At 70.6% G+C, this 21,362-nt stretch carries 20 protein-coding genes and 3 pseudogenes; 12 read left to right on the top strand and 11 right to left on the bottom strand.

From position 1 onward, the window contains the following. Positions 1–7: 7 nt before the first annotated feature. The gene (tuf, locus tag P8T65_RS40500; RefSeq protein WP_184896718.1) at positions 8–1,177 is read right to left on the bottom strand and encodes an elongation factor Tu; all 1,170 of its coding nucleotides are present in this window, start codon (positions 1,175–1,177) and stop codon (positions 8–10) included. Positions 1,178–1,689: 512 nt separating this feature from the next. Here tuf and P8T65_RS40495 point away from each other — a divergent pair. After that, positions 1,690–2,472: a VTT domain-containing protein gene (locus tag P8T65_RS40495; protein WP_316730370.1), complete on the top strand. Its 783-nt coding sequence runs from the start codon at positions 1,690–1,692 to the stop codon at positions 2,470–2,472. A gap of 81 nt (positions 2,473–2,553) precedes the next feature. Here P8T65_RS40495 and P8T65_RS40490 read toward each other — a convergent pair whose 3' ends face one another. Continuing rightward, on the bottom strand, positions 2,554–3,723 hold the full coding sequence (locus tag P8T65_RS40490; RefSeq protein ID WP_316730369.1) for a thiolase family protein: 1,170 nt from the start codon (positions 3,721–3,723) through the stop codon (positions 2,554–2,556). A gap of 106 nt (positions 3,724–3,829) precedes the next feature. On the opposite strand from P8T65_RS40490, the gene P8T65_RS40485 reads away from it, so the two are divergent. Next, positions 3,830–4,300, top strand: coding sequence for a helix-turn-helix domain-containing protein (locus P8T65_RS40485; protein ID WP_316730367.1), 471 nt, complete (start codon positions 3,830–3,832; stop codon positions 4,298–4,300). 108 nt (positions 4,301–4,408) lie between these two features. Here P8T65_RS40485 and P8T65_RS40480 read toward each other — a convergent pair whose 3' ends face one another. The 3 genes from P8T65_RS40480 to P8T65_RS40470 are packed head-to-tail and all read right to left on the bottom strand — an operon-like array spanning position 4,409 to position 7,340. After that, complete coding sequence (locus P8T65_RS40480; protein ID WP_316730366.1) at positions 4,409–5,122, bottom strand: cupin; 714 nt, start codon at positions 5,120–5,122, stop codon at positions 4,409–4,411. Beyond that, the gene (locus P8T65_RS40475; RefSeq protein WP_316730365.1) at positions 5,116–6,051 is read right to left on the bottom strand and encodes a PmoA family protein; all 936 of its coding nucleotides are present in this window, start codon (positions 6,049–6,051) and stop codon (positions 5,116–5,118) included. Before P8T65_RS40475 ends, P8T65_RS40480 begins: the two co-directional genes overlap by 7 nt. Beyond that, positions 6,048–7,340 (bottom strand): Gfo/Idh/MocA family oxidoreductase, encoded by a 1,293-nt coding sequence (locus P8T65_RS40470; protein ID WP_316730364.1) that lies wholly within the window; start codon positions 7,338–7,340, stop codon positions 6,048–6,050. Before P8T65_RS40470 ends, P8T65_RS40475 begins: the two co-directional genes overlap by 4 nt. Before the next feature lie 357 nt (positions 7,341–7,697). On the opposite strand from P8T65_RS40470, the gene P8T65_RS40465 reads away from it, so the two are divergent. Further along, positions 7,698–8,573 (top strand): undecaprenyl-diphosphate phosphatase, encoded by an 876-nt coding sequence (locus tag P8T65_RS40465; RefSeq protein ID WP_316730363.1) that lies wholly within the window; start codon positions 7,698–7,700, stop codon positions 8,571–8,573. A gap of 50 nt (positions 8,574–8,623) precedes the next feature. Here P8T65_RS40465 and P8T65_RS40460 read toward each other — a convergent pair whose 3' ends face one another. The 5 genes and pseudogenes from P8T65_RS40460 to P8T65_RS40440 form a co-directional block, all read right to left on the bottom strand. Continuing rightward, positions 8,624–8,938, bottom strand: coding sequence for a hypothetical protein (locus P8T65_RS40460; protein WP_316730362.1), 315 nt, complete (start codon positions 8,936–8,938; stop codon positions 8,624–8,626). A gap of 51 nt (positions 8,939–8,989) precedes the next feature. Then, a complete protein-coding gene (locus P8T65_RS40455) occupies positions 8,990–9,250 on the bottom strand; it encodes a Na+/H+ antiporter NhaA (protein ID WP_316730361.1) in 261 nt (86 codons plus the stop codon). Between the two features lie 123 nt (positions 9,251–9,373). Beyond that, on the bottom strand, positions 9,374–9,709 hold the full coding sequence (locus P8T65_RS40450; protein WP_230224334.1) for a DUF3040 domain-containing protein: 336 nt from the start codon (positions 9,707–9,709) through the stop codon (positions 9,374–9,376). Positions 9,710–9,909: 200 nt separating this feature from the next. Next, positions 9,910–10,799, bottom strand: a pseudogene (locus P8T65_RS40445) (slipin family protein). Between the two features lie 115 nt (positions 10,800–10,914). Continuing rightward, positions 10,915–11,157, bottom strand: a complete 243-nt coding sequence (locus P8T65_RS40440) for a hypothetical protein (RefSeq protein WP_316730358.1) — start codon at positions 11,155–11,157, stop codon at positions 10,915–10,917. A gap of 210 nt (positions 11,158–11,367) precedes the next feature. Between P8T65_RS40440 and P8T65_RS40435 the strand changes: the two genes are divergently transcribed. The 3 genes from P8T65_RS40435 to P8T65_RS47510 are packed head-to-tail and all read left to right on the top strand — an operon-like array spanning position 11,368 to position 12,511. After that, positions 11,368–11,517 (top strand): hypothetical protein, encoded by a 150-nt coding sequence (locus P8T65_RS40435; protein WP_316730357.1) that lies wholly within the window; start codon positions 11,368–11,370, stop codon positions 11,515–11,517. Next, on the top strand, positions 11,514–12,077 hold the full coding sequence (locus P8T65_RS40430) for a PRC-barrel domain-containing protein (RefSeq protein ID WP_230224331.1): 564 nt from the start codon (positions 11,514–11,516) through the stop codon (positions 12,075–12,077). The genes P8T65_RS40435 and P8T65_RS40430 overlap by 4 nt, the downstream gene beginning before the upstream one ends. Positions 12,078–12,079: 2 nt before the next feature. Beyond that, positions 12,080–12,511, top strand: coding sequence for a PRC-barrel domain-containing protein (locus tag P8T65_RS47510; protein ID WP_230224329.1), 432 nt, complete (start codon positions 12,080–12,082; stop codon positions 12,509–12,511). Between the two features lie 48 nt (positions 12,512–12,559). On the opposite strand, the pseudogene P8T65_RS40425 reads toward P8T65_RS47510, so the two are convergent. Then, positions 12,560–13,003, bottom strand: a pseudogene (locus P8T65_RS40425) (transposase); the annotation flags it as partial. Positions 13,004–13,726: 723 nt separating this feature from the next. On the opposite strand from P8T65_RS40425, the gene P8T65_RS40420 reads away from it, so the two are divergent. The 6 genes and pseudogenes from P8T65_RS40420 to P8T65_RS40395 all read left to right on the top strand — a co-directional run bounded on the left by P8T65_RS40420 (position 13,727) and on the right by P8T65_RS40395 (position 21,320). Continuing rightward, complete coding sequence (locus tag P8T65_RS40420) at positions 13,727–15,601, top strand: AMP-binding protein (protein WP_316730353.1); 1,875 nt, start codon at positions 13,727–13,729, stop codon at positions 15,599–15,601. A gap of 209 nt (positions 15,602–15,810) precedes the next feature. Next, a complete protein-coding gene (locus P8T65_RS40415; protein ID WP_316730351.1) occupies positions 15,811–16,263 on the top strand; it encodes a hypothetical protein in 453 nt (150 codons plus the stop codon). A 65-nt stretch (positions 16,264–16,328) separates the two neighbouring features. Beyond that, positions 16,329–16,895 carry a transposase family protein gene (locus P8T65_RS40410; RefSeq protein ID WP_399102194.1) on the top strand — a complete coding sequence of 189 codons (567 nt, stop codon included), beginning with the start codon at positions 16,329–16,331 and terminating at the stop codon, positions 16,893–16,895. 265 nt (positions 16,896–17,160) lie between these two features. Further along, on the top strand, positions 17,161–18,162 hold the full coding sequence (locus P8T65_RS40405; protein ID WP_316730350.1) for a TIGR00341 family protein: 1,002 nt from the start codon (positions 17,161–17,163) through the stop codon (positions 18,160–18,162). A 379-nt stretch (positions 18,163–18,541) separates the two neighbouring features. Further along, positions 18,542–20,551 carry a hypothetical protein gene (locus P8T65_RS40400; RefSeq protein ID WP_316730348.1) on the top strand — a complete coding sequence of 670 codons (2,010 nt, stop codon included), beginning with the start codon at positions 18,542–18,544 and terminating at the stop codon, positions 20,549–20,551. A 280-nt stretch (positions 20,552–20,831) separates the two neighbouring features. After that, positions 20,832–21,320: pseudogene (locus tag P8T65_RS40395) on the top strand (lamin tail domain-containing protein). Positions 21,321–21,362 lie beyond the last annotated feature (42 nt).

The raw sequence follows: 21,362 nt of genomic DNA, 5'->3' as shown, positions 1-21,362 counted from the left end.
GAGCCGTCTACCGCACCGCCGTCACGGTCCCCGCCCCCACGGTCCGGCCGCCCTCGCGGATGGCGAACCCGAGCCCCGGCTCCAACGGAACCTCCCGGCCCAGCTCCACACTCATCGTGACCCGCTCCCCCGGCCTGGCGACGGCGACCTCGCCGAGGTCGATGTCGCCCACCACGTCGGCCGTGCGGATGTAGAACTGGGGCCGGTACCCGCTGGACACCGGGGTCGTGCGACCCCCCTCCCGCGCCGAGAGCACGTACACCTGCGCGGTGAAGTGCCGCCGGGGCTCGACGCTGCCGGGCGCGGCGACGACGTGCCCACGTCGGACGGCGTCGCGTCCCACCCCGCGCAGCAGCAGCGCCACGTTGTCCCCGGCCTGCGCCTCCTCCATGGGCTTGCCGAAGGTCTCGACGCCGGTGACGACGGTCTCGATCCCCGCGCCGAGCACCTCGACGCGGTCGCCCACCCGGATCGTGCCCCGCTCGACGGCCCCGGTGACGACGGTCCCCCGCCCGGTGATCGTCAGCACGTTCTCCACGGACAACAGGAACGGCGCGTCCAGGTACCGCTCCGGCATCGGGACATAGGTGTCCACGGCGTCCAGCAGCGCGTCGATCGACGCCGTCCACCGTGGGTCCCCTTCGAGGGCCCGAAGCCCGGAGACCCGGACGACGGGTACGGAGTCACCGCCGTACCCGTGCGCGGTGAGCAGCTCGCGGACCTCCAGCTCCACGAGGTCGGTGAGCTCCTCGTCCCCGGCGTCGGCCTTGTTGAGGGCGACGACGACGTGGTCGACGCCCACCTGCCGGGCGAGCAGCACGTGCTCGGCGGTCTGCGGCATGATCCCGTCGAGCGCGGAGACGACGAGGATCGCCCCGTCGAGCTGCGCGGCGCCGGTGACCATGTTCTTGACGTAGTCGGCGTGGCCGGGCATGTCGACGTGCGCGTAGTGCCGGGTGTCGGTCTCGTACTCGACGTGCGCGATGTTGATGGTGATGCCGCGCGCCGCCTCCTCGGGGGCGCGGTCGATACGGTCGAACGGGACGAACGTACCGGCCCCGCGCTCGGCGAGGACCTTGGTGATGGCGGCGGTCAGGGTGGTCTTGCCGTGGTCGACGTGACCCATCGTGCCGATGTTGAGATGCGGTTTCGTGCGGACGTAAGCAGTCTTGGACATGGCGGTACCTCGAAGCCTCTTCAGCGGTACTGAGTGATGGCCCCGGCGGCACGCAGTGGCGGCCGGGACGGGGACCCCGAGGTCTTGCCGACCCTCCCCCTGCGGGGTCCGCCGGAATGTCCGGGAAGGGTCAGCTTCGGGCGCCGTCCGCGGCGGCCACGACGATCAGAAGGGCAGCCTTCGGGGCATCCGCGACTGTCGCGGATGCGTCGAGAGCGAAGGCGTGCCGGAACATGACGTCGATCATCGTCGACAAGTCGGGGCGCGTCGAATGGTTTTCGGTCCGCGGGAGTTCCGGGAGGGAGCGGAAGAGAGATGCTTCACAGGACGACGCACGGGATGAACGGTGTGCGGCCGGGGTCCGTGCTCCGGAAGGCGCAGGCGGCATGGTGTGCGGTGCCTCGCGCAGGCCCGGCCGCACCGTGCCTGACGAGCCTGTTGTTCCGCTTGCTGTGACGCCCGTGAGACGTTCCGTACGGCATACACGGACACGGGTCGGTTACCGTCGTCGAATGCTCGATGCCACCACCCGCTCTGGGGGCACCGCCACGGTCCTTCCCCGGACCGCCGCCACGGAGTTCGCCGTCGCCGCACCTGTCACGGTCCCGGCCGTGCCCCCGGGCCGTGCCGCCCGTTGGGGCAGAGTGCTGTTCTCGCCGTGGGCGCGGTTCTCGCTGCTCGTCGCGCTGCTCCTGTCCGCCGTGTCCACGGTGCTGCTGTTCGAGCCGCAGCGACTGCTGGCCGACGGCTGGCCGCCCCAGTTGAGCGGTGCCGCCGCGGCCGTGGTGTTCGCGGTGGCGTACGGGCTGTGCACGGTCGCCTTCGTGCCCCGGCCGATCCTCAACATCGCGGCGGGCGCCCTCTTCGGCTCCCAGCTCGGTCTGGCGTCGGCGCTCGCGGGCACGGTCCTGGGGGCGGGCCTCGCCTTCGGCCTGGGGCGGGTCCTCGGTCAGGACGCCCTGCGGCCGCTGCTGCGCCACCGCTGGCTGAAGTCGGCGGACGGCCAGCTCAGCCGGCACGGCTTCCGCTCGATGCTGGCGGCCCGCCTCTTCCCCGGAGTGCCCTTCTGGGCGGCCAACTACTGCGCCTCGGTCTCCCGCATGGGCTATCTGCCCTTCCTCCTGGCCACCGCGCTCGGCTCGATCCCGAACACCGCCGCCTACGCGGTGGCCGGCGCCCGTGCCTCGTCCCCGACCTCCCCGGCGTTCCTGATCGCCATGGCCTGCATCGCGATCCCGGCCCTGATCGGCGCGACGGTGGCCTGGCGCAAGCGCCACCACCTACGGGCCCGCTGAGGGCCCCTTCAGGGGCGCGGGGAACTGCGCGACCAGCCCCCACCCACCCGCACTCGCCCCCCGACCCGATCGACCCCCACCTCAAACCGCCTCCAGCACCATCGCGTTGGCCAGCCCACCCGCCTCGCACATGGTCTGCAACGCATGGCGAGCGCCGCGCTCCCGCATCGCGTGCACCAGCGTCGTCGTCAGCCGGGTGCCGCTGGCCCCCAGCGGATGCCCCAGCGCGACGGCACCGCCGTGGACGTTGACCTTGTCCAGGTCGGCCCCCGTCTCCTGCTGCCAGGCGAGCACCACACTGGCGAACGCCTCGTTGACCTCGAAGAGATCGATGTCGTCGAGGCCCAGCCCCGCGCGGCGCAGCACCTTCTCGGTGGCGGGGACGACCCCCGTGAGCATCAGCAGCGGATCGGAGCCGGTGACGGCGAAGGAGTGCAGCCGGGCGAGGGGGCGCAGCCCCAGCCGCGCCGCCGTCTCACCGGAGGTGACGAGGACGGCCGACGCCCCGTCGTTGACGGGGCTGGCGTTCCCCGCGGTGATGTTCCACTCGATCTGCGGGAACCGCTCGGCGAAGGCGGGGTCGTGGTAGGCGGGCCTGAGTCCGGCCAGGATCTCGGTCGTGCTGCCGGGCCGGACGCACTCGTCGCGGGTCACCCCGTCCAGCGGCGCGACCTCGGCGTCGAAGAGGCCGCCCTCCCAGGCTGCCGCGGCCCGGAGATGGGACGACACCGCGAACTCGTCCATCCGCTCCCGCCCGATCGACCACTTCGCGGCGATCAGCTCGGCGCTGATGCCCTGGGGCACGAGCCCCTCGGGGTAGCGCGCGGCGACCCCCGGCCCGAAGGGGTCCGTGCCGGGCGGCACGTTGGTCCACATCGGCACCCGGCTCATCGACTCGACCCCGCAGGCGACCACCAGGTCGTACGCCCCCGACATGACACCCTGGGCCGCGAAGTGCACGGCCTGCTGGGAGGAGCCGCACTGCCGGTCGACCGTGGTCGCGGGGACCGTCTCCGGGAAGCCGGCCGCGAGGACGGCGTAGCGGGTGGTGTTCATGGCCTGCTCGCCCACTTGGCCGACGGTGCCGCCGATGACGTCGTCGATCAGCGCCGGATCGACGCCGGAGCGGTCGACGAGGGCGCGCAGGGTGTGGGCGAGGAGTTGGACGGGGTGGACATGGGCGAGGGCGCCGTTCGGCTTCCCTCTGCCCAGGGGCGTGCGTACGGCTTCGACGATCACGGCGTCACGCATGGGTCGAACCTCCACGGCCATCAGGGAGAACCACCGGTGAGTAGGAATTCCAAACTCACCATAGTCCTGGAAGTTGGAAAATCAAACCCTCCCCTAGACTGGGCGCATGCCCGCCTCCGGAGATCCGCGCCCCTGCTCCATCGCCGACACCCTGGCGATCGTCGGCGAGAAGTACTCCCTGCTGGTCCTGCGCGAGGTCTGCCTCGGCAACGGCCGCTTCGACCAACTGGTCCGCAACATCGGGGCGCCACGCGACGTGCTGGCGACCCGGCTGAGGCGCCTGGTGGACGCGGGCGTCCTGGCCAAGCACGTCTACAACGAGCGCCCCCAGCGCTTCGAGTACCGGCCCACCCGGGCGGGACTCGAACTGGAGCCGGTCCTGATGACCCTCATGGCGTGGGGCGACCGCCACCTCCGCACGGCCGACGACCGCCCCATGGTGATCGAGCACGCCTGCGGCAAGACCCTGGTCCCGGCGGTCACCTGCACGGCCTGCGGCACAGAGGTCCACCACGAGGACCTCAGGGCCCACCCCCAGACCCCGGGCTGGTCGGTGAAGGGCCCGACGGCACCGTGACGCCCCGGCTCACACAAGCGCCCTGAAGGGGCGCGGGGAACTGCGCGACAAGCCACGAACAACCCGCAGCCGCCACACCTCAGTTCCCCCCGAGCTCCGAGGCGCCCCTCAGTCCCCCGTGTAGACGTCCAACCGCCCACACATCCCGAACTTCCCACGCACCGCAGGCTCTTCGGCCCACACCCCGGCCTCGGCCAGATGCGACACGTCCCCCCGCTCCAGCCGGCCCAGCTGATCCCCGGTCGCCGCGGCAGCGGCCCGCGCCCCCCGCTCCCACCTCGCCCGCCAATCCGCCAGCCGGGGCCGCACGAGCGCGGCGGCGGCCCGGTGGAACGCGGCGAGCGGCTCGGGCCCGGACGCGTCGCGCAGCGCCCGGTAGCCCTCCAGGGCCAGGTCGCGCCGGGCCCGCGCGCCCCGCTCCCGCTCCTCCTCCGGCGCGTCCGGCGGGATACGGGTGGCCGCGGCGTACGTCTCCGGATCGGTCAGGTACTCCGGGGGCAGCGTGAGGACCGCGTCGCCCGCCTCCGGGAGCCCGTTGTTCTGCATGAGGACGGTGATGCGCAGCTCGTCCTCGTTGACCAGCCGGTGGATGGTGCCCGGCGTGAACCAGGCGACCGTCCCCGGCGCCAGCGGCGTGACCTCGTACCCCGAGGTCGTCAACGTCTGCACGGCGCCGCGCCCGCCGGTGACGACGTACGCCTCCGAGCAGGTCAGATGCATATGGGGGGTGCCGCCGCAGACCCCGTCCGCCGCGGGCCAGTCGTACACGGACAGGTGCGACAGGGCGACCCCGCCCGGCAGTCCCTCGTAGCCGCTCACCACGGGTGCGCCTCCAGGTACTTGGCGATCTCCTCCCGCTCCCAGGAACCGTCCGCCACGACTACGCGGTAACGGCGGGTGAGCGTCTCGCCGGGAGCCAGCTCCAGCTCCTCGAAGAACGCCCAGGAGGGGGCGACGGCGGCGAACGGCTCGTTGCGGACGAACCAGTGCGCCGGATGGGCGCCCTCGGCACCCGTGTGGTCGTTCTCGGGGGCGTGCGCGAAGACGAGCGTGGCGTGGCCGTCGGTGCCGTCGTGCTCGCCCGAGTACGCCAGCCAGGGCGCCTGCTCGCCCATCAGTCCGGGCCCCTCCGCGTCGGGCCCGATGATCCGCCCGTCGCGGAAGGCACGCGGGCCGCGCCAGAACAGACCGGTGTAGCCGGCCATCTCGCGCCCCGCGGTGGTCGGGCTCCCGAACACCAGTGGCTCGTCCCGTCGGTTGGTGATCGCGCTCGTCCAGGTCAGGGCCCACGATCCGGACTCGGTGTCCACGTCGTGGATCTCGATCCGGCGCTCCTCTTCCGCCCACAGCTCCCCGGTGTACGGGTGCCAGGTCAGCCGCTCGGCGATCACGACCCGCTCGCCGTCCGACTCGACGACGTCGAAGCCGACGTGCGCCATCGAGCCGACCCGCTCCGGGATCGGCAGATACCCCTCCCCGTGGACGTACGAGTTGCCGCCCCACAGGTTCTGGCCCGACAGGTGCGAGGCCGTCAGCTGCAGACCCTTGTGCCAGCGGTGGTCGTTGGGCCGGAAGTCGGTGACGACGTCCCCGGCCAGCGTCCGGATCGGGTGCAGATACGGCTTCGGGGCCTCCCAGTCCGCCTCCGGCCGGTAGACGTAGCTCAACAACTCGACGCCCGTGGCGGGTTCGGTGACCGTGATCCGGTCGCCGTGTGCGTGGACCACGCGCAGCCCGTCGTGGAAGGTCATGCGGTGATCTCCTCACTCGTGCCGGCGGCGCTGGTGCCGACGGTGCTCGTACCGGCAGGGCTCGTACCGGCAGGGCTCGTAGCTGCGGGGCTCGCGTCGGCGGGCCCCCGGACGGTTCCGGGTGCCCAGCCGGGGGCGCCTCCGTGCATGGCCGTGTAGTACGGGTCCCCGGGGCCGATCTCGCCACGCCGTACGGTCGCGTCCGTGAAGGCCGACTTGTAGAGGGCGGCGATCAGCTCCAGGCTCGTCCGTCCGTCGGCGCCGCTGCTGCGCGGCCGTTCGCCCGCGCGCATGCTCGCCACGAGTTCGCGCAGCTGGGCGAGGTGTGAGCTGGGCACGTCCGCGCCGAAGTCCCGCCAGGCCGCCGCGTCCGCCTCGGAGGTGCCGGGGGCGGGGGTGACGGACCAGTCGGCGTTGGAGTGGCCGTACAGATGGGTCAGCTCGACGGTGGCGCGCTCGCAGTCGATGCGGATGCGGCTGACCTCGTCGGGGCTGAGGACGCTGTTGACGACGGTGGCCAGGGCGCCGCTCTCGAAGCGGACGAGGGCCGTGGAGACGTCCTCGGTCTCCACGTCGTGGACCAGCCGGCCGGCCATGGCCCGGACCTCGCTCCACGGGCCGAGCAGGTCGAGCAGCAGGTCCATCTGGTGGATGCCGTGGCCCATGGCGGGCCCGCCGCCCTCGGTGGCCCAGCGGCCGCGCCAGGGGACGGCGTAGTAGGCGGTGTCGCGATACCAGGTGGTCTGGCAGTGCGCGACCAGCGGACGTCCGAGGCCCCCCTCGGCGAGCAGCTCGCGGACGTGCCGCGCGCCGGAACCGAAGCGGTGCTGGAAGACGATCGAGGCGTACGGTCCGCCGGTCTCCGCGCCCTCCTCGGCCTCGACCGCGTCGAAGTCGGCGAGCGTCGGTACCGGTGGCTTCTCGCACCACACCCAGGCGCCGGCCCGCAGCGCGGCGATCGTCTGGTCGCGGTGCAGGGTCGGCGGGGTGCAGATGCTGACCAGGTCGGGCCGCTGCTCCGCCAGCATGCGGGCCAGATCGGTGTAGCCGTGCGGGATGCCGTGCTCGGCGCAGAACTTGGCCACGGCCTCGGCATCGATGTCGACGGCGGCGACGACCTCGGTCTCGCCCTCCTCGGCGAGGCGCTCCAGCGCGGGCAGATGGGAGCCGCCGCCGATGGCGCCGATGCCGACGATCGCGGCCCGGACGCGGCGGCCGGTCAGCGGGGCCGGGGGACGGTCGGGTCGCTGGTCCGGAGTCGGGCTCGGGTCGTTGCTGGGTGTGGGCATGGACGTGATCAGCACTCCATCGAACGTGACAGCGGACGGCGGCGGGCGCCTGGTGGCGGGGGTTCCGGCGGAACGGCGACCCTCACACGGCAAGCGCTTTCCCTCGTCAGCAAAGTATGTGCGGACATAGTGACTGGTCAACACCGCGGATCCGGCCGTTCCACGCCTCGGAACGCCCGCGCTCCACCCGTCCCCCGCACACCCTCCGCCCGGGCCCCGCCCGGCCCTGCCAAACCCCTGTGGCAGCCCCGTCACCACGGGGCGCTAGGCTGCCCCCAGCACCTGTGATCACCCGCCCCGCGGCGCGGCACGTCTTCCGTCGGCCCTCCACGATCAGCGCTTGGACCACGTAACTTCATGTCTTGGTTTGAATCCCTCATCCTCGGACTCGTCCAGGGGCTGACCGAATTCCTCCCCATCTCCTCCAGCGCGCACCTGCGCCTGACGGCAGCCTTCTCCGGCTGGGAGGACCCGGGAGCGGCCTTCACCGCGATCACCCAGATCGGCACCGAGGCGGCGGTGCTCATCTACTTCCGCAAGGACATCGTCAACATCATCTCGGCGTGGTCCCGCTCCCTGTTCAACAAGGAGATGCGCAGTGACCACGACGCCCAGATGGGCTGGCTGGTGATCGTGGGCTCCATCCCGATCGGTGTCCTCGGGTTGACCCTCAAGGACCAGATCGAGGGCCCGTTCCGCGATCTGCGGCTCACGGCGACGATGCTGATCGTGATGGGCATCGTCCTGGGCGTCGCGGACCGGCTCGCCGCGCGCGACGAGACCGGCGGAAAGCACCGGGCCGCGAAGGAGCGCAAGACCCTCCAGCAGCTCAACGTCAAGGACGGCCTGATCTTCGGCATCTGCCAGGCCATGGCCCTGATCCCCGGCGTCTCCCGCTCCGGCGCCACCATCAGCGGTGGCCTCCTCATGGGCTACAAGCGCGAGGCCGCGGCCCGCTACTCCTTCCTCCTCGCCATCCCGGCCGTGATCGCCTCGGGCGGCTACGAGCTCAAGGACGCGATGGAGGGCGGTCATGTCTCCTGGGGCCCGACGATCTTCGCCACGGTCATCGCCTTCTTCGTCGGCTACGCGGTCATCGCCTGGTTCATGAAGTTCATCTCCACCAAGAGCTTCATGCCGTTCGTCTACTACCGCATCGCGCTCGGCATCCTCATCATTGTGCTGGTCAGCATGGGCGTACTGAGCCCTCACGCGGGCGAGTCCGGGGGCTGAGGCAGTGCACACATGCAGCACCATCTAGCATTTCCCAGTGCCTGACTGCATCACCACGCCATGATCATCTCCCACTCGTCTCCCACCTGGGAGGCGGGACGCACTACCCCTAGGGCGTGTGCGTCCGCAAAGCCGGGATGACACGGAAGGGCCCGCACGGCCAGCCGTGCGGGCCCTTCCGTACAGAGGGTGGAGCGGGTCAGCTGAGGTTCATGTCCGGCCAAGGCCGCGACCCTCGCCACAAGGAATCGCAGCCGCTCATCCACCGTGTCCCAGGCATCGCCGGTGAGGTCGTCCAGCGCGGCGGCGGCCGTGAGGGTGAGCCGGCCGAGGCGCGCTTCCACGTGCTCCCACGTGTGCGTCACCTCGACTGCCTCACCGTGCGGACCCGTGCCCGGTTGCGCCTGCCGACTACCTCATCCATACAGTTCAGGCGGTATGTCGGTACTCGTGGATGACTCCGCCGAGGCGCTCTCTGCGGCGTATGCCCAGGCGGGTGATTCGTAGCTGTCGGCGAGCGGGCTGTTCGCCCACACCAGCGCGATGAGGGCCGCCGCCAGCAGGACGAGCCCGCCGAACGTCTCCGCGCGCAGGATCTCGGCGAGGGAGCGGCGCTCGGATCCCGGCAGCAGCGCAAGAAACGGCGGCGGCGCGGCACCCTGCCCCTTACTGGTCATGACGCAGCGCCTTCCGACTGCCCGCCCGCTGGCGCCGCCGCGGCGGGCGCTCTGACGGGCTCCTTGCGCGTGGGCCACCGTTGACTCGCCGAGCACAGCGGCGCCGTACCGGCAGGCGTGCCGCTACCGCCGATCGGGAGGCGTGCCGCCCTCACGTGTTCTCCGGTTGCGGTACCAGCCCCGCAGGAACAGCGCCGCGGCGGCGAGCAGTGACACCCAGGCGAGGGCGAAACACCAGATCAGCACGGGGGACGACGTCGCCGCAGCGGCCAGCAGCAGACCGAGGCAGAGCACGGCCGGGGTGCACAGGATTCCCGCCGCGAGGGGACGCCGCGCGATGGCGTGCAGCCGGGACCGTGTGCGCAGCGTGCGCTGGAGTTCGACGTCGGAGTCCAGGCTCTGCTCGATGTCCGCCAGGATCTTGCGTTCGTGAGGTGACAGCGCGGGTCCCTCATCCATTCCAACCCACCTCCCTGTGTGCGAGGTGCCGGGCATGCTCCCAGTTTCGCCCTTCGCGACAGGTTCGTCCGCACGAACACCGGCCAGCCAGGGCCGTGCCGTGGGTGCCGAGTGCACGTCGGCCATCGCCACAGGTGGCGGTGGCCGACCGGAGCGGGCTTGTCCCGCGCGTCGGTGCCGCTCGCGGCGATGCCAGCCGGTCAGCTCGCCACCGCCTCAGACGCTCCCGCGAGAGACGGCTGGGCAGAGACCACGGACTCGCCGCCCGCCGGACTGCCCGTGCCCCGCGTCGTTGCCGGACGGGACGGCTGTGGGATCTGGTTCTGGTGGTGTTCCCCGGCGCGTTCGAGGAAGCGCAGGAGTTCGACGGGGAAGGGCTGGATCAGGGTGGAGTCCTTCTCGGCGGCCACGGCCACGACGGTCTGCAGGAGCCGCAGATGGAGGGCGACGGGCTGTTCGGACATGGCCGTAGCGGCCTGGACGAGCTTCCTGGACGCCTGCAGCTCGGCATCCGCGTTGATCAGGCGGGAACGCCGTTCCCCGTCGGCCTCCGCCTGCCGCCATGGAACGCTTCATGCCCTCGGGCAGGGAAACGTCCTTGATCTCGACCCGGTCGATGGTCACGCCCCACTCGACGGCCGGACTGTCCATCATCAGTTCCAGGCCCTGGTTGAGCTTCTCCCGGTTGGACAGCAGTTCGTCGAGATTGGACTTGCCCAGGATCGAGCGCAGCGAGGTCTGCGCCATCTGCGAGACGGCGAACCGGTAGTCCTCCACGCGGATGATCGCGTCCACCGGGCCGACGACCTTGAAGTAGATCACCGCGTCCACCCGCTCGGTCACGTTGTCCCGGCTGATGCCGTCCTGTGCTGGCACCGGCATCGTGACGATCTGCATGTTCACCTTGCGCAGCCGGTCGATCCCGGGGACGACCATGGTGAACCCCCGCCCACGGACCGAGCCCATCAAGCGGCCGAAACGCAGTACGACCCCCCGGCTCGTACTGCCTGATCACCCTCGCTGCGTCCGCCAGATACAGCACCCCGCCGATGCCCGCCGCGACCAGAGCGGTAAGCAGTCCTTGCGACATGACAATCACAGACAACCGCGGAACTTTCCTTCTGGACTCGCCGTCCGCGGTCAGGTCCGGGCGGCGGTCGGCTCGCGTCGGCCGAGAGCTTCGCCCCTCACGGCCGACAGCCGACTCACACAGGATCCGGCCGACAGGCCGTGAGCGACAGAGCACGCTCCCGGGTGCTCAAGCGTACGAGCACGGTGCCATAGCCAGTGAGCGCCAGCAGGCGCGCGACTTCCCACCACACCGGGAGCTCACCAGGGCTATTGGAGTTGATCCAGTTGCTCAGCGCGTGGAGCAGCGCCAGGGGCCAGATGGAGACGGTGTGCAGCCGCAGCGCGGCCAGCAGGAAACCGAAGACGGTCGCGTGCACCACCTGGAAGGCGCGCAGCTCTTCCCGTCACCGACCAGGCCGTGGTCGGCGATCGGCAGGTAGCCCTGATGCCGCCGCACGTCAATACCCCATGATCGCCCTTCGGGCCGCACGCGTCTTCCCCAGTACTCGGTGGTGTCTGGCGGGTGCAGCGCTGTCCGTGGCGGCGGATACTGGGATCAGGGGCGCGGGTACGGGAGGTCGGCGCAGATGGAGTGGTGGATCTGGCTCGTCATCGCCCTGGCGGTCGTGGCGGTGTGCGCCGTCTCGGCGCTGGGAATCCAGGCGCGGCGGCGCGGCGGCGGGGTCATCGCGGGCAAGCGCCCGCCCCGGGGCGGCGGCGACAGGACTGGGTCATGACCGGATACATGCGGGCAAGTGAGATCGCCAAGCTGCCGGTGGTGACCCTCGGCGGCGAGGACGTGGCCCAGGTCAAGGACATCGTCTTCGACACCGCCCGCGGCAGCGTGCGCTGTTTCACCCTCAGCGGGCGCGGTCTGCTGTCGGGTCCCCTCAAGCGGGACCTGCCGTGGAACAAGGTGCACGCGCTCGGCCCGGACGCGGTGATGATCCGGAACGAGGACGCGCTCGCCGAGGACGACCAGACGTCCAAGGACCTCACCGCTGCCGGCGGCGGCAACGTCCTCGGTGCCCGGGCCATGACCGACGGCGGCACCGACCTCGGCAAGATCGTCGACGTCATCATCGAGACCGGACGCACGCCCGCCGTGGCCGGCTACGAGCTCGAGGCTGCCGGCCGCGGCCACCAGCGGGTCCTGCTGCCCGTGGTCAAGCCCGTCGCCGTCTCCGGTGAGATGGTCCTCGTCCCCGACGCCACCGGCGAATTCACCGCCGGAGACCTGGCCGGGTTCCCTGAAGCAGCCCGCGGACTGCGCACCCGCCTCGAAGGGGAGGCGTGACGATGCCGCTCTTCAGCCAGGCCAAGGGCCGCGACATCGTCGGCCTGTCCACCGCCGAGACCCTCGCCACCGTCACCGGGCTCGCCATCACCGTCTCACCCGCCCGCATCGCCGCCCTCCGCGTGAAGACCAAAAACCCCGGCACCCTCGTCACCTGGAACCATGTCCAGGCATTCGGGCCGGACGCCATCACCGTCCGCTCAGCCGACGACATCCAGACCGAGGACGACACCAAGACCCCTGCGGACAAGAAGCACGACCCGCTCGGCAAACGCGTCCTGACCGAAACCGGGCACGACCTCGGCACGCTGCAGGACATCGAGTTCGACGAAACCACCGGCCACATCCAACGCCTCATCCTCGCCGGTCAGGACGTCGAAGGCGAACGCCTCCTCGGCGCCGGCAGCTACGCCGTCATCGTCGCCACCCCCTGACCCGCCGGCACCCCGGGCAGCAACCGAGTGCGCGCCAGCCCTACGGGCTATCCGTTCGTCAAGGTGCTTGGCCATCGCGCTGACCTGGGACTTCGACAGCTGGGTGACGCCGAGGGACTCGGCGAGCTTCTCGACCCGGCGGGTGGAGACCCCGAGCAGGTAGGCGGTGGCGACCACGGAGATGAGGGCCTGCTCGGCCCGGCGGCGCCGTTCGAGGAGCCAGTGCGGGAAGTAGTTGCCCTGCCGCAGCTTGGGGACGGCGAGTTCGACGGTGCCGGCCCTGGTGTCCCGCTCGCGCGGGCGGTAGCCGTTGCGGTGGTTGACGCGTTCGTCGCTGACCTGCCCGTACTCGGCTCCGCAGAGGGCGTCGGCCTCAGCGGACATGAGTGCGTCGGCGAACGTCTTGATCATCGCGCGGAGCAGATCGGGACTCGCCGCGGCAAGGTTGTCCTCCGCGAGGGCGGGCAGGGGCAGGCTGTCGGGTGCGGTCATCGTGCTGATCTCCTTCGAGGCTTCGACACTTCGAAGATCAGCCGGTGGCCGTTCGTCTATGCGGGCATCAGCCCGATGCCGGAGCAAACCCCCGGATCAGGTCCGACCCGTACACCACTTCCCAGGACGCAACCCGTACTCACGCATCAAGGCCCGGTACGACATCCCTGCCCGGGCGTCACGGCGGATCGCCGCGTACAAGTCGACCTTGGACTTCGGTGGCGCCATCGCAGCCTCATCCCGCAGAGCACGTCCATGCTCCCACCGCAGCCCCTCAAGCGTTGCCAGAACTCACAGACATCGCCCTCCGGCGAAACAAGGCGTTCTCGACCCTGAGCGACAAGTGGTGTCGGATCCCGTCGACAAAACCACGCTGTCTGCGCACGCGGAGCGGGAGGCAGCCGGGCGGGACTCGGCCGAGTCGTCTGGAGACGCACGTGGGTTGATCTGAACGGGCTGTGACAGTGCCCGGCCAGCTTGCCCAACGCGGACAACCGTCTGGTCGCTGCCGGCCTCCTTCGCCGACGTGATCCCACCGGCCGGTCCCCCCTCAGCTCTTGCCGAGGAAACCCTCAGAGTTCCACCAAGCGGTGGGCCGACGGCATGACCGACGATCGAACAGGTCCTGCCCGAGGAGCCGGTGTCTGGGTTTCCATCCAGGGCCGATCCAGTTGTGCCAGGCACGTGCATGATGTCGCAACCGCACTACGAGAGAGCCGAGAAATGCAGTTCGAGGACATACGGAGCGGATGGTCGGCCGACCCCGAGGGCTTCTGGGAATCCCAGGCGGCCCGGCTCACCTGGGCGCAGACCCCGGACAAGGCCCTGGACGCCACTGGTGCCGCGTTCTACCGCTGGTTCCCCGGTGGAATGATCAACGCGGCCGAGAACTGCCTGGACGTCCATCTCGCCGAGGGCCGGGGCGAGGCCACCGCGCTCATATTCGACAGCCCGCAGACCGGCACCAAGGACGCCTACTCCTACCGTCGCTTGCACGACGAGGTGGTCGCGTTCGCCGGGGCCCTCGATGGCCTCGGACTGGCCGCTGACGATACCGTCCTGATCTTCATGCCGGCCGCGCCGCAGACCGTCGTGGCCATGCTTGCCTGCGCCCGGCTCGGCCTCACTCACTCGGTTGTCGTCACCTCGGTACCCGTCGCCGTGCTGCGCGACCGCATCGACGACGCCCGCCCGGCGGCCATCCTCACCGCGTCCGGCGGTTTCGACGGCCCGGACGCCATCGTCTACCAGCCGCTGCTCGAGGCCGCCCTCGCCCAGGCCGACCACCGGCCGCGGCACTGCGTGGTGCTTCAGCGCCCTCAAGCCGGCCGGTGGACGCCGGTGCCCGGCCGAGACCTCGACTGGCACGACCTGATCGCCACCTCTACCGCGACCGGGCCGCGGCCCGTCCCCGTGCCATCGGCGCACCCTCTCTATCTGCTGTACACCTCCGGATCGACGTCCCGCCCGAAGGCCGTCACGCGGGACACCGGCGGTTACCTGACCGCGCTGCGCTGGGCCGTCGAGAACGTCTTCGGCGTCCGGGCGGGCGACGTGTTCTGGACCGACTCCCACCCCGGCTGGGTGATGGGCCACTCGTTCACCGTGTACGGGGCGCTCGTCACCGGGGCCACGACCGTCGTCTACGAAGGGTCTCCGGTCGACACGCCCGACCCGTCGGCGTTCCCGCGGATCATCGCCGAGTACGGCGTCAGCGTGCTGTTCTCAACGCCCATGACACTCCGCCGCATCCGCACGGCGTCCCTGGAGGACCGGCCGTTCGGGTCCGGTGGCTCACCGCTGCGCGCGGTGTTCCTGGCCAGCGAACGGGTCGAGCCGGAGCTGATGGACTGGATCGGCGCGTTCTTCGGCTGCCCCGTCGTCGACAACTGGTGGCAGACCGAGACCGGCTGGCCGATCGCGTCCAACTGCCTGGGCCTCGGCCTGCTGCCGGTCAAGCCCGGCTCCGTGGCCCGGCCGCTGCCCGGTTACCAGGTCGAGATCCTCGACGAGGACGGATGCCCGCTCCCGGCTGGGGAGCAGGGCCACGTCACCGTCCGGCTGCCGCTGCCGCCCGGCTGCCTGACCACGCTGTGGAACGACGACGAGCGGTTCGCCGACACCTACCTCAGGAACTTCCCCGGCCATTACGACACCTCCGACGCCGGCCACCTCGACGAGGACGGCTACCTGTGGATCGCGGGCCGCACTGACGACATCATCAACGTCGGCGGCGACAGCCTGTCCGGCCTCGATGTCGAGCACGTCATCGGTGCGCACCCGTCCGTCAAGCGCTGCGCGGTCGTCGCCGCCCCGGACGGCTTCTACACCCAAGTCCCGGTCGCCTTCGTCGTCCAGCGCGACGGCACCGACCTCGCCCCGCACCACCTGGCCCGAGAACTGCGCGCTCTGGTCGACGAGCGGATCGGCGCATGGGCCCAGCTGACCCGCTTGGTCTTCGTACGCGCCCTCACCTACACCCCGTCCAAGAAGATCAAGCGTTCCGACCCGCGTGCCTGGCTGTCCACCGGCACCGGTCTTGACGTCCTCGCAGACATCCGTCTGACTGCCGACGCCACTGCAAAAGTGGATGAGTGAGACCCATGCATCGTGAAACGTGCAGGTGAGGTGGGTTGGTGTGCGGGCGAGTCGCCGTGCTCGTGCTGGTCGGTAGCGGGTGTCCACGGTGAAGATCGTCTGCCCTGTCGGCTGAGGCGGTTCCCGGGTTCCGCTGCGCTCGTCGCGGGACCGCTCCTACGATCCGTGACCGGGGCGGTACGCGGTGAGGTCGCCGGAGGGTGCGGGGTATGGGAGACCTGGAACGGATCATCGCTCGCCGGAGCGAACCGGACGTGCTCGCCGAGGAGTTGGCCAAGCAGCTGCGGGAGGTTCAGGTCGAGCGGGAGGAACTGCTGGTCGCCGAGCGGGTGCTGAACCTGCTGGCCGAACAGGACCGGGCCGATACCGAGGTTACTGAGGTGGCTCCGGCGAAAGCACAGGTGGCGGGGCGTGCGGTGCTGCTGATCCCGCACCGCGGTGAGACCGGCGACGACGGCGCGCTGCCCGCCGACTACCGCCGGATCCTGGCGATCGTGCGGGCCGCCGGAGGGGCGGTGCAGGTCAAGTTGGTAGGTGAGGAACTGGGGCTTGAGGTGGGGGTACGCGGGAAGCTGGAACCGCTGCGGGCGAAGATGACCAAGCTCGCCGATCGCGGCTGGCTGCACAAACGGCCTGACGGGAAGTTCACCGCACGCCTGTAGCAGCACCGGATTGGGGGTGGTGGGAGAGCGTAACCGGCGAGCCCCCGACGGCAGTTGAGTTTGGTGTGAAGAAAAACAACCATCCCGTCGAGGGCCCTGGCGGCCTTGTCTACACCGCCCGCCTGCCGCTGTCGAGTGCCACCCTTAACTGGCTCGCCGACCTGTTACGCGGCCACTTCAAGAAGATCGGCTCCCGGTGGCGGGCCCTGCCCGCGGGGAAGATCGCCGGTATCGTGCTGGCGGTGCTGCGCTGTGACCAGCGGCCAGGCGACCTGGCAGGCGGCAACGGGATACACCGCACCACCGTCACCCGGTGGGTGCGGGAGATCGTAGGTCTGCTGGCCGCCCGCGCCCCGCGCCTGGATCGCGCGCTGCAGAAGATCGCCCGAAAGGGTGGCGGGTTGGTGCTGCTGGACGGCTGGGTGATACGTACCCGGCGGCGCACCCGGGCCGAGAACCGCAAGAACTACTCGGGCAAGAACAAATGCCACGGCCTGCTCGTGATCGCGCTCACCGACGACCGGGGCCGACTGCTGTGGGTCTCCGCGGCCCGGCCCGGGCGGACCTCGGAGATCACCGCCTGCCGACACGACAAACTCACCGCCCATCTCCTCTGCACGCGCGTCGGCTGAGGTCGGCGACGGTCGAGTTCGTCCGAACTTCCCGTGCACTCGACTGCGAACACGCTGGTCACCCGTGCAGACGACTTCGGACATTGACACCCGGCCCCGAAGGGCACTGCGAGCGCTCGTAGGGAACTGGCCGGCATGGCAGAAGACGCGGATCCGCAGCAGAATGTTGCCTACCGAGCGCCGGTCGGATCTGTGGGCGGACTTGCACAGGCGCATTCCTGTGTCCTGCCCGCCGGAACCGTGCTGATCGTGGTTGTTTGGAGACATGATCGGCAAAGTCCGTGCCCGTGTCCTGCCGGCCACCCAGCGCCGCTCGCTGGATGAACTGACCGAGGATCTGGACCTGTCATCCGGGGACACCACGTCCAAGCGTTCGGCGTTCTGGACGATGCTGACGCTGTCGTCGGTCATCGCGTCCGGCGGCGTGCTCACGGACTCGACGGCCACTGTGATCGGCGCGATGATCATCGCGCCGCTGTCCACGCCCATCATGGGCATCGCCCTGGGGTCGGTGCAGCGCCGCCGCACCGGATCGGCCAGGGTCGTCCTCTTCGCGTGCCTGCTGGTGACCGCGGTCGGGATGGCCATGTCGGTGGCCCTTCCCGGTGACTACGACTTGCTGTCCAACAGCCAGATCTCGTCGCGGACGTCGCCGGGCCTGATGGACCTGATCGCCGCTCTGGCGACCGGCTTCGCCGGCGCGGTGGCACTGGCCCGTCGGGACGTCGCCGCCGTGCTGCCCGGAGTCGCGATCGCTATCTCCCTCGTCCCGCCCCTGGTGGTGGCGGGGGTGTGTCTGGGGAAGCTGTCGGGATGGCTGGCGCTGGGCGCGCTGGTGCTGTTCGTGTCGAACCTCTTCGCCCTGGTCTTCGGGGGCATGGTGGTCTTCGCCTCGCTCGGCTACGGCGTGGAGGCCGACCAGGCGGCCGGGCGGCCCGCCCGCAGGGCATATGCGGCCATGATCTTGCTGTTCGTCGTCGTGTTCGTTCCGCTGGCGGCCAACACCGTGGTCACGCTCCTGCTCAACACGTGGACCGGCCGGACGAAGGACGCGGCACAGCAGTGGCTTGCCGACGTGCCGGGCGCGTCCGTCACGAGTGTGGATGCGACGTCCCGGACGATGTACGTCCATGTCCGCAGCCCCGGAGACCTCCCGCCTGTGGAGTTTCTGCTTGACCAGCTCGAGGGACGGATCCCGGACGGTATCCCCGTCGTGGTGGACACGTCGCGTGGCCGGCGCATCGACGCAGGAGTGGTCGGCGGCTGAGCACCACCCGGGCCGGGCCGTCCCACATTGTCTGCCAGGGCACGACGGTTGTGTCCCGCCCGGCGCTCCGGCTCACGCGGTGGGGCCGCCACCGCCGGTCGGCCCACCCGCTGTCACGGCTCCCCGGAACGGTGATCGGGAGATTGCCGGTCTCGGCCGTGCCGTCCTGAACGTTGCCGGCTGCCACCGCGTGTGGCCGCCTGGGCCGTCCGGTCCCGCTCCGGTCACCTGAAGGGGTGGCAACGACGCCGTGTGATGGTGGCATGGGCCGTTTCCGTGCCGATTCACTGAAACCGTGAACCCTCCAGCCAAGGCACCGAGACTCTGCCGACGGAACGCCCGGCGGCACCGTGTTCCCCGCCCGAGATATGGAGTTCTTGTGCGTCGTCGCAGCGCCGCCCTGGTCACCGCCCTTCTGGCCTCCCTCGTGGTGGGGGCCTCGTATCCGGAGACCACCGGTGGATCGTCGCCCGGACACGGCACGCTGATTCAGCACGGTGTCGTGCGCAGCGGCAGCCGGCCCATCGCCGCAGCCGAGGTGACACTGCTTCAGGCCGGGGACCACCCCGGTGCAGGCGCCCGGCCGCTGGCCCGCACACGCAGTGACGCCCACGGCCGCTTCAGCCTCTCCTACCGTGCTCGGCACAACCCGGACGCCGTGCTGTACCTGACCGCGGACGCGGGACCGGCCGGCCACGGGCACTCCCGGGCCGCCCGCCGCGTGCGGCCGGTCCGGCTGGTCGCGATGCTCGGCACCGGCCGCCGCACCGGCAAGGTGGTGCTCAACGAGCGCACCACCGTCGCGGCGGGCTTCGCGATGGCGCAGTTCACCCGCCAAGGGGAGGTGGCGGGCCGCAGCCCCGGGCTGCAGAACGCCGCGGCCGTCTCCCACAACCTGGCCGACATCACCAACGGCGCGGCAGCCAGGACGCTCACCACCGCCCCCAACGGCAGCCAGACATCCACCCTGCGCGCCTTCAACACCCTGGCGGACATCCTGTCCGGCTGCACCGCGGGACAGACCTGCGGCACGCTCTTCGACCTGGCCGGACATCCCGGGGCGCCCGCGCCCCGGGAGACTTTCCAGGCCGTCGCGGACATCGCCCGGCTGCCCGGCAACCACGCCGGCGAACTCTTCGCGCTGGCCGACGGCCGCGACATCTACCGGCCCAGGCTGACGGCGGCCCCCGACGCCTGGACCCTCGCCCTGCGCTATGTGGGCAACGGCCACGAGTTGGACGGACCGGGCAACGTCGCCTTCGACGCGCAGGGCACCGCCTGGATCGTCAACAACTACGTGTTCAACCCCGATCCCCGGCAGTCCGTCTGCGGTTCGCGCATCCTGTCCCGGCTCACTCCGACCGGCCGGGACGTTCCCGGCGCCCCGTACCGCGGTGGCGGACTCTACGGCGTGGGATTCGGCACCGCCATCGACCCCAAGGGCCACGTCTGGGCGGCCAACTTCGGCTTCCAGGGCACCGGCTGCCCCCTGGACGCCGGCCGCCTGTACCGCAGCGTCTCGGAGTTCACCGCCGACGGCCGGCCCCTCTCACCGCCCCAGGGCTGGCGACAGGGCGACATCCTCCAGCCGCAGGGCATCATGTCGGACCGGCAGGGCAACATCTGGGTCGCCAACTGCGGCGGCAGAAGCGTGACCCGGATCCCCGAGGGGAACCCGCGCCGGGCCCGGAACATCGCCCCCCGGGGCGACAGTCTGATCAAGCCGTTCGGCGTCACCGTGGACACCCGGGGACGCGCCTGGGTGACCGGCAACGGAAGCAACAGCGTCACGCTGCTGTCCCCGCAGGGCACACCCCTGCGCTCGGTCACCGGCGGCGGGATCAAACGCCCCATGGGCATCGCCTCCGACAGCCTGGGCAACGTCTGGGTCGCCAACGGCGGCGCGGTGGTCGCACCCTGTGAGGGCACCACGCCCACCATGGTCGCCGAGGCGATCAAGGACATCGTCACCCGGCACGTCGACGCCTCCGTCACCATGGTCCGTCCCGACGGCACCACCCCCGCGAAACCGTTCGTCAACGACGGACTGTTCCTTCCCTGGGGAATCGCCGTCGACGGCAACGACACCGTCTGGGTGGCGAACTTCGGCGGCCACCGTCTGGCCAACCTGTGCGGCGCCCGCCACTCCGCCTGCCCGCCCGGACTCCACACGGGCGACCCGATCTCACCGGCCGACACCGGCTACCCCAGCGACGGACTGCAACGCAACACCGCCGTCCAGATCGACCCCTCCGGCAACGTCTGGCTGACCAACAACTGGCGGACCGTGCCGCTGCAGACCAACCCCGGCGGCCACGAGATGGTCATGTTCATCGGGCTCGCCGCCCCGGTGCGCACCCCACTGCTCGGACCGCCGCAACACCTCTGACACCCGGGGCCCGGGAGCTGAACTGCCCAACGCCCGGTCGGCGTCCGCTCCCGGCCCCGTTCCGGACTGCTCCCGGTACGACGACGATCACCACCGGACGCTTCGGAGCCGCGTTGATCGTCATCGTGAGCAGGTGAAGCGGTGTTGGACGGCCCGTCGACCAGCCTCAACCACATCCCTCTTTACGGTGCAGACGCATCAAGCACACCCAGTGATTACATCCGGTACGCTCCAGGCGCCCCAATCACACCGATGAGGGGGCTTCCTCGTGCTCACGCACATGCGTCACGTTCTGGCCGCGGTTGCTGCAGCGGCCGCGGTCACCGTGCTGGCTGCCGGTCCGGCCCAGGCCACCGAGTACTCGTCCGCGCTGAAGGTCAAGGGCGTCCAGTTCGACGCGCCGGGCCGTGACGCCAACCGGTACTCCGGCGGGAACACGAAGGACGAATACCTGACGATCAAGAACTACTCCCGAACGAAGTCCGTCAACCTCAAGGGTTACGTCGTCAAGGACGCCGCGGGCAACAGGTTCACCTTCCCCGCCAGCCACAAGCTTCAGCCCGGCGACTGCGTGAAGCTGCGCGGCGGCCGCGGCACCGACTCCGACGCCCGCAACGTCGTCTACCGCCAGAACTGCAACTTCGTCTGGAACAACGACAAGGACACCATCTAACTGATCAAGCCCACCGCGGCCCGCGCCGATGTCCACTCCTCCACCAAGCGCGCCAACGACCCGGATGGCAACGGTCACATCAACTACCACGGCTGACCACCCGGTCCTGCCGGGCAGCACAGCGCCCGCTGCCCCGGC

Origin of the sequence: Streptomyces sp. 11x1, assembly GCF_032598905.1 — a bacterium.
Lineage (GTDB): Bacteria > Actinomycetota > Actinomycetes > Streptomycetales > Streptomycetaceae > Streptomyces.
This window is presented reverse-complemented; position numbering and strand designations above follow the sequence as displayed.

Excerpts from the sequence above, each read along its gene's own strand:
- P8T65_RS40455 (WP_316730361.1), bottom strand. The coding sequence starts at position 9,250 with ATGACCAGTAAGGGGCAGGGTGCCGCGCCGCCGCCGTTTCTTGCGCTG.
- P8T65_RS47510 (WP_230224329.1), top strand. The coding sequence starts at position 12,080 with ATGCCGCTCTTCAGCCAGGCCAAGGGCCGCGACATCGTCGGCCTGTCC.
- P8T65_RS40495 (WP_316730370.1), top strand. The coding sequence starts at position 1,690 with ATGCTCGATGCCACCACCCGCTCTGGGGGCACCGCCACGGTCCTTCCC.
- P8T65_RS40475 (WP_316730365.1), bottom strand. The coding sequence starts at position 6,051 with ATGACCTTCCACGACGGGCTGCGCGTGGTCCACGCACACGGCGACCGG.
- P8T65_RS40465 (WP_316730363.1), top strand. The coding sequence starts at position 7,698 with ATGTCTTGGTTTGAATCCCTCATCCTCGGACTCGTCCAGGGGCTGACC.
- P8T65_RS40450 (WP_230224334.1), bottom strand. The coding sequence starts at position 9,709 with ATGGATGAGGGACCCGCGCTGTCACCTCACGAACGCAAGATCCTGGCG.
- tuf (WP_184896718.1), bottom strand. The coding sequence starts at position 1,177 with ATGTCCAAGACTGCTTACGTCCGCACGAAACCGCATCTCAACATCGGC.
- P8T65_RS40470 (WP_316730364.1), bottom strand. The coding sequence starts at position 7,340 with ATGCCCACACCCAGCAACGACCCGAGCCCGACTCCGGACCAGCGACCC.
- P8T65_RS40415 (WP_316730351.1), top strand. The coding sequence starts at position 15,811 with ATGGGAGACCTGGAACGGATCATCGCTCGCCGGAGCGAACCGGACGTG.
- P8T65_RS40420 (WP_316730353.1), top strand. The coding sequence starts at position 13,727 with ATGCAGTTCGAGGACATACGGAGCGGATGGTCGGCCGACCCCGAGGGC.
- P8T65_RS40430 (WP_230224331.1), top strand. The coding sequence starts at position 11,514 with ATGACCGGATACATGCGGGCAAGTGAGATCGCCAAGCTGCCGGTGGTG.
- P8T65_RS40405 (WP_316730350.1), top strand. The coding sequence starts at position 17,161 with ATGATCGGCAAAGTCCGTGCCCGTGTCCTGCCGGCCACCCAGCGCCGC.
- P8T65_RS40435 (WP_316730357.1), top strand. The coding sequence starts at position 11,368 with ATGGAGTGGTGGATCTGGCTCGTCATCGCCCTGGCGGTCGTGGCGGTG.
- P8T65_RS40490 (WP_316730369.1), bottom strand. The coding sequence starts at position 3,723 with ATGCGTGACGCCGTGATCGTCGAAGCCGTACGCACGCCCCTGGGCAGA.
- P8T65_RS40485 (WP_316730367.1), top strand. The coding sequence starts at position 3,830 with ATGCCCGCCTCCGGAGATCCGCGCCCCTGCTCCATCGCCGACACCCTG.